At 71.5% G+C, this 15,904-nt stretch carries 13 protein-coding genes and 1 riboswitch; of the genes, 8 read left to right on the top strand and 5 right to left on the bottom strand.

Annotation, left to right across the window (positions count from 1 at the left end):
* The first annotated feature begins 421 nt into the window (after positions 1–421).
* Both cdgB and ACZ55A_RS11300 read left to right on the top strand, forming a co-directional pair.
* Complete coding sequence (cdgB, locus tag ACZ55A_RS11305; RefSeq protein WP_468837517.1) at positions 422–2,092, top strand: diguanylate cyclase CdgB; 1,671 nt, start codon at positions 422–424, stop codon at positions 2,090–2,092.
* 271 nt (positions 2,093–2,363) lie between these two features.
* Positions 2,364–3,275: a CBM35 domain-containing protein gene (locus tag ACZ55A_RS11300; RefSeq protein WP_468837514.1), complete on the top strand. Its 912-nt coding sequence runs from the start codon at positions 2,364–2,366 to the stop codon at positions 3,273–3,275.
* Between the two features lie 68 nt (positions 3,276–3,343).
* Here ACZ55A_RS11300 and ACZ55A_RS11295 read toward each other — a convergent pair whose 3' ends face one another.
* From ACZ55A_RS11295 to ACZ55A_RS11285, 3 genes are all read right to left on the bottom strand, one after another.
* Complete coding sequence (locus ACZ55A_RS11295) at positions 3,344–4,270, bottom strand: 1-phosphofructokinase family hexose kinase (protein WP_468837511.1); 927 nt, start codon at positions 4,268–4,270, stop codon at positions 3,344–3,346.
* A gap of 196 nt (positions 4,271–4,466) precedes the next feature.
* Positions 4,467–5,681, bottom strand: a complete 1,215-nt coding sequence (nagA, locus tag ACZ55A_RS11290) for an N-acetylglucosamine-6-phosphate deacetylase (protein WP_468837508.1) — start codon at positions 5,679–5,681, stop codon at positions 4,467–4,469.
* A complete protein-coding gene (locus ACZ55A_RS11285; protein ID WP_468837505.1) occupies positions 5,681–6,637 on the bottom strand; it encodes an ROK family protein in 957 nt (318 codons plus the stop codon). Before ACZ55A_RS11285 ends, nagA begins: the two co-directional genes overlap by 1 nt.
* 260 nt (positions 6,638–6,897) lie before the next feature.
* On the opposite strand from ACZ55A_RS11285, the gene ACZ55A_RS11280 reads away from it, so the two are divergent.
* The 3 genes from ACZ55A_RS11280 (at position 6,898) to otsB (ending at position 10,111) form a co-directional block, all read left to right on the top strand.
* A complete protein-coding gene (locus ACZ55A_RS11280; protein WP_468837503.1) occupies positions 6,898–8,166 on the top strand; it encodes an extracellular solute-binding protein in 1,269 nt (422 codons plus the stop codon).
* A 619-nt stretch (positions 8,167–8,785) separates the two neighbouring features.
* Positions 8,786–9,004: a DUF3263 domain-containing protein gene (locus tag ACZ55A_RS11275; protein WP_468837964.1), complete on the top strand. Its 219-nt coding sequence runs from the start codon at positions 8,786–8,788 to the stop codon at positions 9,002–9,004.
* 192 nt (positions 9,005–9,196) lie between these two features.
* Positions 9,197–10,111, top strand: a complete 915-nt coding sequence (otsB, locus tag ACZ55A_RS11270; RefSeq protein WP_468837500.1) for a trehalose-phosphatase — start codon at positions 9,197–9,199, stop codon at positions 10,109–10,111.
* Positions 10,112–10,529: 418 nt separating this feature from the next.
* On the opposite strand, the gene ACZ55A_RS11265 is transcribed toward otsB, so the two are convergent.
* Positions 10,530–11,972: an alpha,alpha-trehalose-phosphate synthase (UDP-forming) gene (locus ACZ55A_RS11265; protein WP_468837498.1), complete on the bottom strand. Its 1,443-nt coding sequence runs from the start codon at positions 11,970–11,972 to the stop codon at positions 10,530–10,532.
* Between the two features lie 103 nt (positions 11,973–12,075).
* Positions 12,076–13,041, bottom strand: coding sequence for a glucosyl-3-phosphoglycerate synthase (locus ACZ55A_RS11260; protein ID WP_468837496.1), 966 nt, complete (start codon positions 13,039–13,041; stop codon positions 12,076–12,078).
* Positions 13,042–13,230: 189 nt separating this feature from the next.
* Positions 13,231–13,375: riboswitch (SAM riboswitch) on the top strand.
* 17 nt (positions 13,376–13,392) lie between these two features.
* Between ACZ55A_RS11260 and thrC the strand changes: the two genes are divergently transcribed.
* The 3 genes from thrC to ACZ55A_RS11245 all read left to right on the top strand — a co-directional run bounded on the left by thrC (position 13,393) and on the right by ACZ55A_RS11245 (position 15,702).
* Positions 13,393–14,694, top strand: a complete 1,302-nt coding sequence (gene thrC / locus ACZ55A_RS11255) for a threonine synthase (protein WP_468837494.1) — start codon at positions 13,393–13,395, stop codon at positions 14,692–14,694.
* Between the two features lie 52 nt (positions 14,695–14,746).
* Complete coding sequence (locus ACZ55A_RS11250; RefSeq protein ID WP_016578817.1) at positions 14,747–15,025, top strand: MoaD/ThiS family protein; 279 nt, start codon at positions 14,747–14,749, stop codon at positions 15,023–15,025.
* 473 nt (positions 15,026–15,498) lie between these two features.
* A complete protein-coding gene (locus ACZ55A_RS11245; RefSeq protein WP_003986833.1) occupies positions 15,499–15,702 on the top strand; it encodes a cold-shock protein in 204 nt (67 codons plus the stop codon).
* Positions 15,703–15,904 lie beyond the last annotated feature (202 nt).

Below are 15,904 nucleotides of genomic sequence, written 5' to 3'. Positions count from 1 at the left end.
GACGGCGGGTGTGGCTGGAACGGCGGGCCCGGCGGCCGCCGGATCGGCAGGGGTTTTCGTGAACACGCCACGAACGCTAACTTCACCGCATCGCGGCGCGCATCCGGCCCAGGGACCAGCCACGACCTAGGTCCGGCGACCGAGGCACCGTACAAAGCCGGGTAAAACCCGGAAGATCACCGAACAGCGCGGAACGCCTCGGAATTTGCGTTCAGAAAGTGTAGAAAGAGTGAAGGCGCACTCCAATAATGAGTGCGGGGGAGATCATCAACGCTCGTTCACGGTCTGTGACTTGAGTCACAGCAGGCGCTAATTGTTGACCCTGTGTACCGAGTGAACAGCTCACTGTGATTCAGTGAGCGTGGAATCGGACGACAAAGAATCGTGGAGTTTGCTGTCGAGGTCTCAGGGAGAGCGAGCGATGGAGACCGAGTCGGAGCCATACGTCCGTCTTGCGACCCTGCGGCAGCTGCACCAAGTGGTCGCCGAGCTGAATACCGCACGCAGCCTTGCGGACACCTTGCAGACCGTCGCCGACGGTGCGCTCAACGGCCTCGGCTATGAGCTGTGCGCGGTCAATCTCGTCCGCCCCGACGGCGATCTCGTCGTCGCGGCGGTCGCCGGCAGCGCGGGCGCCGAGGCCCTGATGGCCGGCCGGGTCGGCTCCCGGTCCTCCTGGGAACGCCGGCTGTCCATGGGGGAGCGCTGGGGTGACCTGCGCTTCATCCCGCACACCGAGGGCTGGGTGCTCGATGACGACGACGTACCGCAGTGGCACACGGCCGGCCCCGCCCCCCGGTTCCCCGACGAGTGGCATCCGATGGACCGCCTCTTCGCGCCCATGTACACCGCCGGCAACGGCGGCGGCGAGCTGCTGGGCGTGATCTCCGTCGACCGGCCGCGCAACGGCCGGCGGCCCGGCGCCTGGGGCCAGGAAGCCCTCCAGATGTACGCCTTCCAGTCCGCCATCGCGATCAGCAACGCCCGGCTGCGGGCCAACATGCAGCGCGCACTGGTCCGGCTGGAGCGCGAGCAGCAGGCGCTGCGCGCCAGCGAGGAGAGCTTCCGGCAGGCCTTCGAGTACGCCCCGAGCGGGATGGCCGTGGCCGAAATGGGCGGTGACCAGCACGGCCGTCTGCTACGCACCAACGACGCGCTGTGCCGGCTGCTGGGCCGTACGGCATCCGGTCTGCGCCGCTACTCCTTCTCCGACCTCGTCCACCCCGAGGACATCGGCACCCTGCTGCGCACCTCCGCCGAGGGCGGCCGCGCCGAGCTGCGGCTGGCCCGCCGGGACGGCACCTATGTGTGGGTCTCGCTGCGCAACTCCGTCGTCGCCGACACCGCCGACGGCCCGCGCTTCCTGCTCACCCACGTCGAGGACATCGAGGAGCGCAAGCGGCACGAGCTCCAGCTCGCGCACCGCGCCAGCCACGACTCGCTGACCGGCCTGCCCAACAGCGCCGAGCTGCGGGCCCGGCTCGGCGCGCGGCTGTGCTCCCGCAAGCCCGGCTCGATGGCCGATGCCTACGCCTCGGCGGGCGGCGGCCACCCCAGCGATCCGCACGGCTTCCGGACGAACGGCAAGGAGCCCTTCGACGGCGTCGACGGCTTCGAGGGCAAGGGCCCGGTCCCGTTCGACCACCACGTCCACCTCGTCGCCCCTACGGACGGGCCGGCCGACGACGGCTCCAAAGGGCTCGCGGTGCTCTTCTGCGACCTCGACGGCTTCAAGTCGATCAACGACCGCTTCGGGCACAACACCGGCGACGCGGTGCTGATCGAGGTCGCCCGGCGGCTGACCAGCGGCGTCCGCGACGGCGATACCGTCGCCCGGCTCGGCGGTGACGAGTTCGTGGTGCTCGCCGACGGTCTGGGCACGGCCGACGCCCAGGACCTCGCGGTCCGGCTGCGCAACGCGATCATTCCGCCGATCCGGGTGGAGGGCCGGGCCGTCCGGGTGGGCGCGAGCTTCGGCATCGGCTGGGCGAACTGCGGGATGACCGCCGAGGAGGTGCTGGAGTCGGCGGACCAGCGGATGTACGTCGAGAAGCGCTCCCGCTCCAAGGCCAACCGGCGCGCGGCGGGCTGAGCGGCCCACCCCGCCGGGGAGAGACCCCCAGGGCCGTCGGCGGTGCCGCGTATCTCACACCCGCGGCCCGCCCCCCACCGCACCAGCAGTTCACCGTTCTGTAGCGATCTTGTGGCCCTCCGCGGCCGGTGTGGGCGGGTCGCGAGGGGGTAGGCTGCGCCGATGCGGCGCGGCGGCGCCGGGGGGCCGGAACACAGTTTTCGCGCAGGGTGTCTGCGACCGCGTACCGACGCATACACGACGCGCACAGACCGCTTGGGAGTGACACGGAATGACGGCCGGCAACAACGGCGCGGACACGCCGGAGAACGACGACCCGTTCGCCTACCTCTACCGCTCGGAAGGCGGCCAGGGCGGCGCACCGGGCCCGTCGGGCGACGGCGCGGCGGCCCGGCAGCCGGGGGTTCCACGCACGTCCTACAACCAGGTCCGCGCGGTCGGCCAGCGCCAGTACGGCCAGCAGGCCCCGCAGCAGCTCACCTACGGGCAGCAGAACGCGCACTACGCCGCGCCCGAAACCCTCCCCGGCGGCGACCGCACCCGCCCCACCCCGGCCCCCGGCCACACCGGCGGCCCGGAACCGCGCCGCCGCAACGGCCTGCTGATCGGTGCGGTCGCGGTGGTCGCGGTGGTCTGCATAGGCATAGGCGTCGCCATGCTCACCAACGGCGACGACACCAAGGGCACCGAGGCCGGCAAGCCCGGCCCCACCGCGGGTGAATCGGTCAAGCCCAGCGATCCGCCGACCAGCAAGCCTTCGGCCGGGAAGCTCCCGAAGGAGGACGCGGGCAGCCTGCGCCTGGACGGCGGCGCCACCACCGCCAAGGACATCCCCGGCGCGCGCACGCCGGGCGGGACGTACGTCGCCGGTATGAACACCCCCGGCGCGACCGTCACTTGGACGGTCGATGTCGAAAAGGCCGGCCGGTACAAGCTCTACGTCGGATACGGCGTGCCCGGCAAGGACGCCAACCTCACGCTGAACGTGAACGGCAAGGCGGACAGCCGGCCGGTCAACCTGGGGAACTTCGCGCACGCCCCCGAAGGCGCCTGGGACAAGGGCTGGACGAAGACCTGGTCGATCGTCCAGCTCAACCAGGGCACCAACACCGTCAAGCTGTCCTGCGAGAGCGGCAACCAGTGTGATGCGAACCTGGACCAGGTCTGGCTCGCCAGGAGCTGACGGGAATGCGGCTGCTACCCAGCCGGACCTTTTTCCCCGAACCACCTTGAGGCTGCAACCGCCGTAGGTCACGCCGCGTTGGGATGATCCCTCACCACCACGCGCGGCAGCAGCTCTTCGTACGTCGCCACATCGAACTCGCCCGCCGCCGGGGCCCGTACCGTGGCGGCGGACAGCGCCACCGCGCGGGTCAGACGGGCCGGCCAGGGAAGCTCCTCCACCAGGCCCGACAGCAGACCGGCCACCGCCGAGTCACCGGCGCCGGTCGGATTGCCGGCGAACCGCAGGGGCGGCGCGGCCTGCCAGGTCCCGTCGGCGGTGACCGCGAGCATGCCGTCCGGGCCGAGCGAGGCGGCCACCGCATGGGCGCCGCGGCGGCGGGCCTCGCGGGCCGCGCGCAGCGGCTCGGTACTGCCGGTGAGGGCGGCGAGCTCATCCGCATTGGGCTTGGCGAGGTCCGGGCGCGCGGCCAGGCCCCGGCGCAGGGGTTCGCCGCTGGTGTCGAGGAGAACGGGGACGCCCGCGGTACGCGCGGTGCGGGTGAGCCGGGCGTAGACATCGACCGGAACGCCCGGCGGGAGGCTGCCGCACAGCGCCACCGCCCGCGCGTCGGCGAGCAGTTCACGGTAGGTGCCGAGGAAGGTGGCCCATTCGGCGGGGGAGACGGTCGGGCCCGGCTCGTTGAGCTGGGTGGTGTCCCCGGACTCCTCGTCGACGACGGCGACCGTACGGCGGGTGGCACCGCCGACCGGGAGCAGCGCATCGGTGACATCGGTGTCCGCGAGCAGCGCACGCAGCGCCTCACCGGTGCCGCCGCCCGCGAAGCCGGTGGCGACCGTACGGTGACCGAGCGCGGCCAGTACACGGGCGACATTCAGGCCCTTGCCGCCGGGGCGTTCGGACACCTCGCTGATCCGGTTCGTGCCCTGCGGGCGGAGCCGGGGCAGACGGTAGGTGATGTCCAGGGCGGCGTTCAGCGTGACCGTGAGGATCATGGTCGCCCCTCCGGGCAGTCATGGCCGGGCGGCCGGGGTCGGGCAACCGCGTTCGGCGGCGGCATGCGGACAAGTGCGCGAGCGATCATGCCATCGCCGGTGGTGGTTGGCCCAGACCCGGGGTAACCGGCCGGTGGTGGGCGGCTACCCGGAGGGGCGGCAGGCTGCGTAGGCACCCTGGTGCGGCCGCGGGCCCTCACACCCCCTGAGGGCGCACCAGCCACTCGCCCTGGCGCATGACACCGGCCGGCTCGTACGCCGCGTCGAGGACCACCAGGTCGGCGAGCTTGCCGGCCTCCAGGGAACCGGTCTCCCCGTCGATGCCCAACAGGCGGGCGGGGGTCGCCGAGAGCGCCTGTACGGCCTGGTCGACGGTCAGGCCGTCCACGGTGACGGCACGTTGGAAGGCACGGTCCAAAGTGAGCGTGGAGCCCGCGATGGAGCCGGCCGTGGGCCCCTCGCTGATCCGCGCGACGCCGCCCCTGACCTCGACCCGCATCGGACCGAGCGGGTACATCCCGTCGCTCATGCCCGCCGCGCCCATGGCGTCCGTGATGAACGCGACCCGCCCCTCGCCCGCCTCACGGACCGCCAGTTGCAGGATCGCGGGGTGCAGATGGGTACCGTCATTGATCAGCTCGACGGTGATCCGCTCGTCCTCCAGGAGAGCGGCGACCGGGCCCGGCGCCCGGTGGCCGAGCGCCGGCATCGCGTTGAAGAGGTGGGTGGCCACAGTGGCGCCCGCGTCGATCGCCTCACGGGTGGCGTCGTAGGAGGAGTCGGTGTGGCCGAGGGCGGCGATCACCCCGGCGTCGGCGAGCAGCCGTACGGACGCAAGGCCGCCGGGCAGTTCGGGGGCGACGGTCATCATCACCGCGGTGCCGTGCGCGGCGTCGAGGAGCTTGCGGACATCGGCCGGATCCGGGTCACGCAACAGCTCCGGCTGGTGGGCGCCGCAGCGCTGCGGCGAGATGAACGGGCCCTCGAAGTGGATACCGGCCAGCTCACCCTGCTGGACGAGCTCGGCGAGCACCCCGGCCTGCCGGGCGAGTTCGGCCAGTTCACCGGTGACGGTCGAGGCGACCATCGACGTGGTGCCGTGTCTGCGGTGGGTGTCGATGACCCTCATGCACTCGTCGGGGTCGGCGGAGGAGAAGGAGCCGCCGCCCCCGCCGTGGACATGCACATCGACGAAGCCGGGGACGATGAGGTGACCCGAGAGGTCCACGACATGTGCGCCCCCGCCGTCCTCCGGGGCATCCGCGTCACGGCTGTGGACAGCGGCGATCCGGCTGCCCTCGACGGTGATCCGACCCCGGTCGACGACACCGGACGGCCGGGTGATCCGGGCCCCGTCCAGGACGGTGCGCCGGGAGCCCGAGGGCGGCTGCGCGGACTGGTGCTGTGCCATCAGGCGGTTACCTCCGTGGAGAGAAGATCCCGGGCGAGGAGCCCCGCGCCCAGGCACCCGGCGGCGTCCCCCAGGGCCGCCGGAACGATCGTGGGGAGCCGCTGGAACGTAACGCGCCGGCGGACCGCTTCCCGCAGAGGAACGAACAGCGTGTCGCCCGCCTCCGCGAGCCCACCACCGATGATCATCATCTGCGGATCGAGCAGGGTGAGCCCGGTGACCAGACCGTCGGCAAGCGCGTCCACCGCGTTCTGCCACACCGCCCGGGCCCGCTCGTCCCCGGACTGCACGGCCTCCGCCGCATCCGCCGCGCCGGCCTGCGGATCGCCGCACGCCGCCGCCCAGTCCCGGCCCACGGCCGCGGCCGAGGCCACCGTCTCCAGACAGCCCCGCTGCCCGCAGCCACAGGCCCGCCCCCCGGGCCGTACGACGATGTGGCCGATCTCGCCCGCGCTGCCGTGCGCGCCCGCCTCGATCCGGCCGCCGATGCCGATCGCGCCCGCGATCCCGGTGCCCAGCGGGACGAACAGAAAGCGGTCGGCGCCCCGGCCCGCCCCGATCCGGCCCTCGGCCAGGCCCCCGGTGCGCACGTCATGGCCCAGGGCGACCGGCACCCCGCCGAGCCGTTCGGACAGCAACGCCCGCATGGGGACGTCCCGCCAGCCGAGGTTCGCGGCGTAGACCGCGGTGCCGGACTCTTCGTCGACGATGCCGGGGACCGCGACGCCGGCCGCCTCGGCCGTGGTGCCGAAGCGCGCCGTGCCGATGTCCCGCAGCTCGGCGGCGAAACCGAGGATGGTCTCGACGACCGCCTCGGGGCCGTGCTCGCGTCCTGTGGGGCGCCGCGCCTCGTACAGCAGCGGGGGCGGCGTCCGGCCGGACGGCGTGGCATCCACCCCTACGAGGGCGGCTTTCATCCCGGTGCCGCCCACATCAAGGGCGATGACGTGTCTCACGGGAACAGTTTCGCGCGCTCCGCACCGAAAGGTCTAGTCCACTCACCGGCCGATCCTCGTGATGAAGCCCATCCGCGTAGCCGATCCTCGTCACCGAAGTGGGGAACCCGCTGCCGGAGCGCGCGGGGCGGTGGTGTAGACCTTGTGCGGGACGCGGGGAGAACCCGCTGTTCATGCCGGTCGTGGGCGATCCCCCCGACGGCGTCGGAAGACCCGGCACACACATGGTTCTCGGGATTGGGAAAAGGGCGGTAACAGCAGTGCAGCGGCGGTACTTGAGCCTGGCGGCGGTGGCGATGGCCGCCTCCATGACACTGACTCTTACCGGCTGCGGCAGCGGGGCGGGCGACGAAGACGTCACCCTCAAGCTGATCGCGGCGGACTACGGTGACAGTGAGGCCAACGGGTCCCAGCGCTACTGGGACGACCTCGCCCGGGCCTTCGAGAAGAAGAACCCCCGCATCAAGGTCGATGTCGAGGTCCACAGCTGGACGGACGTCGACAAGAAGGTCGAGGAGCTGGTCGAGGACGGCCACGCCCCGGACCTCGCACAGATCGGCGCGTACGCCGACTACGCCGCCAAGGGCAAGCTCTACAGCGCTGACAAGCTGCTGGCCGTCTCCACCCAGGCGGACTTCACCCCCTCCCTCGCGGAGGCCGGCGAGTACCAGCGGGTCCAGTACGGCCTGCCCTTCGCCGCCAGCACCCGGCGGCTCTTCTACAACAAGAAGCTCTTCGCCCAGGCCGGCATCAGTAATCCCCCGGAGACCTGGAGCGACATAGCCCACGACGCCCAGCTGCTGAAGGCACGTGGCGTCAAGATGCCCTACGCGCTGCCGCTCGGCCCGGAGGAGACCCAGGCCGAGACGCTGATGTGGATGCTCAGCGGGGGCGGCGGCTACACCGACAGCATCGGCAAGTACCGCATCGATTCGCAGGAGAACATCAAGACCTTCACCTGGCTGAAGGAGAACCTGGTCGGCAAGGGCCTCACCGGCAGCGACCCCGCCGACCTCAACCGCCAGGAAGCCTTCCAGGGCTTCCTGGACGGCAAGGTCGGCATGCTCAACGGCCACCCCACCCTGATGAAGCAGGCCGCGGCCAAGGGTATCGACTACGGCACCGTCGAACTGCCCGGCACCGACGGCAAGGCCAAGGCCACCATGGGCGTCGCCGACTGGATGATGGCGTTCAAGCAGAACGGCCACCGCGCCGAGATCGGCAAGTTCCTCGACTTCGTCTACAGCGTCAAGAACGTCGAGAAGTTCTCCGACGAGTACGGTCTGCTGCCGGTGACCACCTCCGCCTCTCAGGCGATGCTCGCCGACGACAAGTACGCCAAGCTGCACGGCTTCCTCAAGCAGCTCGCCACCGCCGAGTTCTACCCCGCGAACAAGACCTCCTGGCCGCTGGTCTCCAAGACTGTCAAGGCCAAGATGGGCGCCGCGGTCGGCCCGCACGGCAACCCGTCCGGCGTCCTCACCGACATCCAGAACGCCGCGGACGAGGCGGACAGCGCCATCGGGTAGGGCGGGTGTGCGACAGCGCCGCCGGGTTATGGGGGTGCACGGCGGCGCTGTCAGGTAACGGGGGTGTGCGGCGGCGCTGTTGGGTAAGGCGGGTGTGCAGCAGCGCCGTTGGGTAAGGCGGTGTACGGCAGCGCCGCCGGTAACCGGTAAGGCGGGTGTACGGCAGCGCCGTCGGGTAATGGGGGTGTACGGCCGGCCGCCCCGCCGTACACCCACCGGCTGCCCTCAGGCCGACTGCCGACTACTCTCCGAGGGAACTGATTACGCTCCGTAATCGTTGCCGGAATAGATGGAGGCAGCGAGGCGAGGGGCGAGAGGGGCGATACGAGAGGTGAGAGGGCGAGGAAGGCGGAGCGAGAGGGGAGAGGGCGAGGAGCGGAGCGCGAGGGGAGAGGCGGGGCGCGGGGCGGCGGGCACTGTCGGACGGTGCGCTTATCGTGGAAACGTGACGACGAGCGGTAGGGACGACGCGGCCGGTACGGAGGGCGCGGGGGACGCTGTGCCCATGGGCGTGGGCGAGGACCGCACCTCGGGGCCCACGGGCGAGGACCGCACCGGTGATGACCACACCTCGGGCCCCACGGGCGAGGACCCCACCGGCGATGACCGCACCTCGGGGCTGTCCGCGCGGGACGAGGCCGTGCTCGCCGTGGAGCGCCGCTCCTGGCCGGGCCCCGGCCCCAAGGAGCGGGCCGTCCGTGAGCAGCTGGGCATCTCCCCGACCCGCTACTACCAGCTCCTCAACGCCCTGTTGGACGACCCCCGCGCGCTCGCCCACGACCCCGTCACCGTCAACCGCCTGCGCCGCCTGCGGGACGCCCGCCGCGCCCGCCGCTGACGCCGCACCCGCGGCTGACGCCGCACCCGCGGCTGACGCCGCACCCGCGGCTGACGCCGCACCCGCGGCTGACGCCGCGACGGTCGCTGACGGCTCGTCCGACCCGCCGTTGCCGTTTTCCGCCCGGCCTTCACCCCGCGATGCGCCCGTACACCCCCCGTGCGCCCGCGCTGCGCCGGTAGGGTCGGCGCCATGGGCAGCCCCTCGAACGCCGCGCCGCTCCCCGAGCCGACACCCGGATCAGAGCGCGCGCCCGGGTCCGTGCCGACCCCGCAGACCCCCGCCGGCCGCGACGGCCTCGCCGCGCTGCTGGCCCACCCCGAACGCGCCGTCATCGCCCTCGACTTCGACGGCACGCTCGCCGATATCGTGCCCGACCCGGAGAAGGCCCGAGCGCACGAAGGCGCGGTGGCGGCGCTCGGCCGTCTCGTGCCCCGTTTGCAGGCGGCGGCCGTGATCACCGGCCGCCCGGCCACCGTCGCGGTCCGCCTCGGCGGCTTCGACTCGGTGCCCGGCCTCGGCCACCTCACCGTCCTCGGCCACTACGGCGCCGAGCGCTGGGAAGCCGCCACCGGTACCGTGCAGGCGCCGCCCCCGCACCCCGGCGTTGCCGCCATACAGGCCGAACTCCCCGGCGTACTGGACGCGTCCGGTGTCTGGCACGGCACCTGGGTCGAGACCGCCATCGAGCGCAAGGGCGGCCGCGCCATCGCCGTGCACACCCGGCGCGCCGCCGACCCCCAGGGCGCCTTCGACCGGCTGCGCGGCCCGCTCGGCGCGCTCGCCGAACGCCACGGCCTGATCGTCGAACCGGGCCGCTTCGTTCTGGAGCTGCGGCCGCCGGGCATGGACAAGGGCGTCGCCCTCGCCGAATGGGTCCGGGAGACCGGCGCGGCCACGGTCCTCTACGCCGGCGACGACCTGGGCGACCTGGCCGCCTTTGCCGCCGTCGAGAAGTTGCGTTCGGACGGTCTGGCCGGCGTCCTGGTGTGCAGCGGCAGCGACGAGGTGACCGAACTGGCCGACCGTGCCGACCTGGTGGTCAACGGCCCGGCCGGCGTGGTGGGGCTGCTGGACGCCCTCGCGGACCGTCTCGTGGCGGACTGACGGCGGACTGACGGCGACGGGGCCGGCGGAGCGGCCGTCGGGCTCCGCTGTGCGGTGCGGCCGTCGGGCTCCGCTGTGCGGTGCGGCCGTCGGGCTCCGCTGTGCGGTACGGCGCCTGGCCCTTGCTGTGCAATACGGCGTCGGCCTTCCCTGCTACGCGGTACGGCCTTCGGGCCCCGCTACGCAGTACGGCGCCTGGCCCCGCTGTGCGGTACGTCGTCCGGCCCCGCTACGCAGTACGGCCTCGGGCCCCGCTGTGCAATGCAGCGTCGGCCCTCCCCGCTACGCGGTACAGGGGCGCCCCCGCTACGCGGTACGGCGGCGCCCCCCGCTACGAAGTACCGGCATACTGCGCCGCGATCTCGTCGCTGGTGGTCAGCCACACGCCTCCGGGGTCCGGGAGGTCTCGGCAGCCGGTTCAGTCCTCCACCAGTGCCCGCAGCTGCCGCAGGAACCACTGCGCGGGCGGCAGCGCGGTGGCGGCCGCCGCCAGTCGCTCCGTGCGCTCGGCGCGCTCCCCGGCGTCCATCGACAGCGCCTCGTGCAGCGCCTGTGCGGTGCCGGTGATGTCGTACGGATTGACCGTCAGGGCGTCGTCGCCCAGTTCCTCGTGCGCGCCGGCCTCCCGTGACAGCACGAGCGCGCAGCCGTGCTCGGAGACCACCGGGATCTCCTTCGCGACGAGGTTCATCCCGTCCCGGATCGGATTGACCAGTGCCACGTCCGCCAGCCGGTACGCGGCCAGCGACCGCGCGAAGTCGTCCCGCACATGCAGTTCGACCGGACGCCAGTCGGTCGTCCCGTACTCGGCGTTGATCTCCTCGGCGACGCGGCCGACCTCCTCGGTGTACTCCCGGTAGACCGGCAGGTCCTGGCGCGAGGGGTACGCGAACGCCACATGCACCACCCGCTCGCGCCACTCCGGACGGTCCGCCAGCAGTTGCCGGTAGGCGAGCAGCCCCCGCACGATGTTCTTCGACAGCTCCGTGCGGTCCACCCGGACGATGGTCTTGCGCGCCGTGCCGCCCGGCCCGGTGCCGATCTGCTCGCGCAGCGTGGCCAGCCGCTCGGCGACGTCCGCCCGCCGTGAGCGCTCCCGCAGGAACGCGGCGTCCGCGCCGAGCCCGTACACCCCGACCCGGGTGCCGCCGGTGCCGCCGGTCACCGCGGTGCAGCACGCGCTGAACGCCTCCGCCCAGCGGTACGTCAGGAACCCGAGCCGGTCGGCGCCGAGCATCCCGCGCAGCAGCTGATCGGCGATGTCGTCCGGCAGTATCCGGAAGTACTCCGGCGGTGCCCATGGTGTGTGCGAGAAGTGCGCGATCCGTACGTCGGGCCGCAGTGCCCGCAGCATGCCTGGCACCAGCGCCAGGTGGTAGTCCTGCACCAGCACCGCCGCGCCCTCGGCGGCCTCGTCGGCGAGTGCCTGTGCGAAGGCCTGGTTGTACGTCTCGTACGACGCCCACTGCGCACGGAACTCCGCACCGAAGGCCGGCTCCAGCGGTGTCTGGTAGAGCATGTGGTGGACGAACCACAGCACCGAGTTCGCGATGCCGTTGTAGGCCTCGGCATGCACCTGGGCCGGAATGTCCAGCATCCGGACGCGCTGCCCACCGGTGTCACCCGGGTCCAGCGCACCCCCGGTCCGCCGCACCGCCTCCCGGTCGCCGTCCCCCAGCGCGGCGCACACCCACACCGCGTCGGTCTCCGGCCCGATCGCCGACAGCCCGGACACCAGCCCCCCACCGCCCCGCTTGGCGACCAGCGCCCCGCCCTCCCCCAGGGCGTACGACACCGGCCCGCGGTTGGACGCGACAAGAACCTGGGCACCTGCCTGGACCACATTGCGCTCGGAGACCATGACGCGACATTAACCCGCAACAGATCCGTGCAAACGTACGGAGACGGGCCCTGGGCCCTGCCCGAGGACGACTGCGACGCCTGGGAGGGGAAGTCGGCGCGGCTCAGGCCGCGCGGCGGGCCGTGTACTCGGGGATTTCGGTCATCGGGGGGCGTTCCTCGGTGTCGACGTCCGTGGTGCGGGGGACGAAGCCGGTTTCGCCGCGGTCGAACTGGGTGAGCCGGGGACGGACCAAGTGGCCGCGGGTCAGGCGGAGTTGGGCGGTGCGGTAGATGGCGGCGGCCATTCGGCCGAGGGCCTGGCCGTCCTGGTGGCGGTGTTTGCGTACGCCGACGTCCACCTGGGCGAGGGCGTCCAGGCCGACGGTGTGCAGGGCGTCGACGAGCAGGCCGAGCTCGACGCCGTAGCCGACGGGGAAGGGCAGTCGCTCCAGGAGGGTGCGCCGGGCGGCGTACTCGCCGCCCAGGGGCTGGACGAAGCCGGCCAGCTGCGGCCAGTGGAGGTTGAGCAGGGGGCGGGCCACCAGCTCGGTGACCCGGCCGCCCTGGCCGGCGGCGGCGCCCTGGGCGCCGCCCGTCTCCAGCGGGCGGTCGTACATCGCCTTGACGAACTGGATGCCGGGGTCGGTCAGCAGCGGGCCGACGATCCCGGAGACGAAGGTGGCGGAGAATTCGCGCAGGTCGGCATCGACGAAGCAGATGATGTCGCCGGTGGTGACCAGAAGGGAGCGCCACAGCACCTCGCCCTTGCCGGGCAGTGCGGGCAGCCGGGGCAGGATGCTGTCGCGGTGCACGACCCGGGCGCCGGCCGCCGCCGCGACCTCGGCGGTGCGGTCGGTGGAGCCGGAGTCCAGCACCACCAGCTCGTCGACCAGGGGGGCGGCGTCGGTCATCAGCTCGGCGCGGATCGTGGCGACGATCGCGCCGACCGTGGCCTCCTCGTCGAGTGCGGGCAGTACGACGCTGACCGTACGGCCCGTCTGGCGCTTCGCCTCCAGCAGCTGCTCCAGCGGGCGGTCCGCGGCGGACCAGGAGCGGCTGCTCAGCCAGCGCTCCACCTCTTCCAGCACGTCTACGACTCCTCGGTGGCCGCCCGGGCGGCGGACGGTACGTGTTCCATCGGGTTGTGATCCATCTCGCGGTGCGGACGACTATCTCAACTGTCAGCCCCTTCGGTTACAGTCTTGAACAACGCGGATGACCGTCGCATGTCGGGGTCACCGCGCCATAAACGCCTGGGTTTCGGCCCAGCGCCATACCGCTCATCCAGAGGGGCAGAGGGATACGGCCCGTTGAAGCCCCGGCAACCCTCCAGCCGGTCTCCGCGTACAGCGCGCGAGGCTCCCGGCTAGGGAAGGTGCCAAATCCGTCTCGCGACGAGATGCGCCGCGAGGAAGATGAGGAGAAAGGGCCTCGCCTCCATGGCTGTGCACAGCACCGAAGTCACCGAAACCGCCGCGAACGCTCCCACCGTCGCCCTGGGCCCCGCCGTCGCGCTGTCCTGCCGGGAGTGTGGTGAGCGCTTCGATCTGGGTCCGATCTTCGCCTGCGCGAGCTGTTTCGGGCCGCTCGAAGTCGCCTACGACCTGCCGAGCGGCGACCCCGAGCGCCTGAAGAAGCAGATCGAGGCCGGTCCGGACAACATCTGGCGCTACGCACCGCTGCTGCCCGTCCCCGCCGACGTGGCCGACAAGCCGAACCTCAACCCCGGCTTCACCAAGCTCGTCAAGGCCGACCGGCTCGCCGCCGAGCTGGGCGTCACCGGCGGTCTCTACGTCAAGGACGACTCCGGCAACCCGACGCACTCCTTCAAGGACCGCGTCGTCGCGATCGCCGTCGAGGCCGCCCGTGCCTTCGGTTTCACGACCCTGTCCTGCTCCTCCACCGGCAACCTCGCCGGTGCGGTCGGCGCCGCGGCCCGCCGGGCCGGCTTCAAGTCCTGTGTCTTCATCCCGCACGACCTGGAGGCCGGCAAGGTCGTCATGGCCGCGGTCTACGGCGGTGACCTGGTCGGCATCGAGGGCAACTACGACGACGTCAACCGCTTCTGCTCGGAGCTCATCGGCGATCCGCTGGGCGAGGGCTGGGGCTTCGTCAACGTCAATCTGCGCCCCTACTACGGCGAGGGCTCCAAGACCCTGGCATACGAGATCTGTGAGCAGCTGGGCTGGCGGCTGCCGGACCAGATCGTCGTCCCGATCGCGTCCGGCTCGCAGCTGACGAAGATCGACAAGGGGCTCAAGGAGCTGATCGCCCTCGGCCTGGTCGAGGACAAGCCGTACAAGATCTTCGGTGCCCAGGCGGAGGGCTGCTCGCCGGTGTCGACGGCGTTCAAGGCCGGGCACGATGTGGTGCGCCCCCAGAAGCCGAACACCATCGCCAAGTCGCTGGCGATCGGCAACCCGGCCGACGGCCCGTATGTGCTGGACATCGCGCGCCGTACGGGCGGTGCGGTCGAGGACGTCAACGACGAGCAGGTGGTCGACGCGATCAAGCTGCTGGCGCGGACGGAGGGCATCTTCGCGGAGACCGCGGGCGGGGTGACCGTCGGCGTGACCAAGAAGCTGATCGAGGAGGGTCTGCTCGACCCGTCCCTGACCACCGTTGTCCTCAATACGGGTGACGGTCTCAAGACGCTGGACGCCGTTGCGCCGACCACCGGGCCCACGGCCACGATCCGGCCGAACCTGGATGCGTTCCGCGCGGCCGGCCTGGCCGGCTGAGCCGCAGCGCCCGAACCCGTAGACCCGTAACCCCTGTCCGGAAGGCAGAACCATGAGCGTCAAGGTCCGCATCCCCACCATCCTCCGTACGTACACCGGTGGCGAGGCCGAGGTCACCGCCGAGGGTGCGACCCTCTCCGAGGTGATCGCCGACCTGGAGAAGAACCACCAGGGCATCGCGGCCCGTGTGCTGGACGACGCCGGCAAGCTGCGCCGCTTCGTGAACGTCTACGTCAACGACGACGACGTCCGTTTCGAGCAGGGCCTCGAGACGCCGACCCCGGACGGTGCGGGCGTCTCGATCATTCCGGCGGTCGCCGGAGGCTGCTGAACGGTTCCGAACGGCGCCGAACGACTGAACGGCCGCCGAGTAGGCACTGATTTGCGCCATCTCTTTCCCCGCTTGACCGGAATTGCCCCGTCCACCGAAAATCGGACGGGGCAATTCCGTTTTGTTAAAGGGGATACTATTGGGGTGATCCCCCTCCGGATATCTCCGTATGCATGCCGAACGCATAGGACACCGGGGCGAGTTGTGTCCAAAGTGTGTGCGGGATTTGTCGCTTAGGTGCGCTATGCCCGGCCCGACTTGCCCTGGGGAAACGGGATTTCACCGCATATTGCCGATTCTCCGGCGCCAGAATTCTCGTCCGATTGACCTGTTGCTCTGGGCATCGGTGCAGATACATTCAGCGGCGGTCGACGCGTTCCGGCGCACACCCCACGGGCCATTCGCGGGGTGAGGTCTGACCCGGGTCCGCGGAGTGCGGTCCTGCGCAAGGGCCAGTAATAGGGGAGTTAGGCATGGCTCAGGGCACCGTCAAGTGGTTCAACGCGGAGAAGGGGTACGGCTTCATCGCGGTCGACGGTGGTGCGGATGTATTCGTCCACTACAGCGCGATCCAGATGGACGGCTACCGCACCCTTGAGGAGGGCCAGCGGGTCGAGTTCGAGATCTCGCAGGGCCAGAAGGGGCCGCAGGCGGACATGGTCCGGGTGGCCGGCTGAGGCGCCGACCGACTGCTGCGTTGTGGAGGCCCGTACCCCTGAGGGGGGTACGGGCCTTCTGCCGTCCGCGCGCGCGTCAGCCGCGCGGGTGGGGCAGCCACGGGCGCTTGCACTCGCACCCCGCGAGTGCTAATCATTGGCGTTAGCACTCTCCGAGTGAGAGTGACAAAGAAGGACCGGGTCGGTGAGGCCCGCAGGCCGG

It is taken from the genome of Streptomyces sp. NPDC034111, from assembly GCF_055575375.1.
Note: the sequence above shows the minus strand (reverse complement) of the source record. Positions and strands in the feature narration are given on the sequence as shown.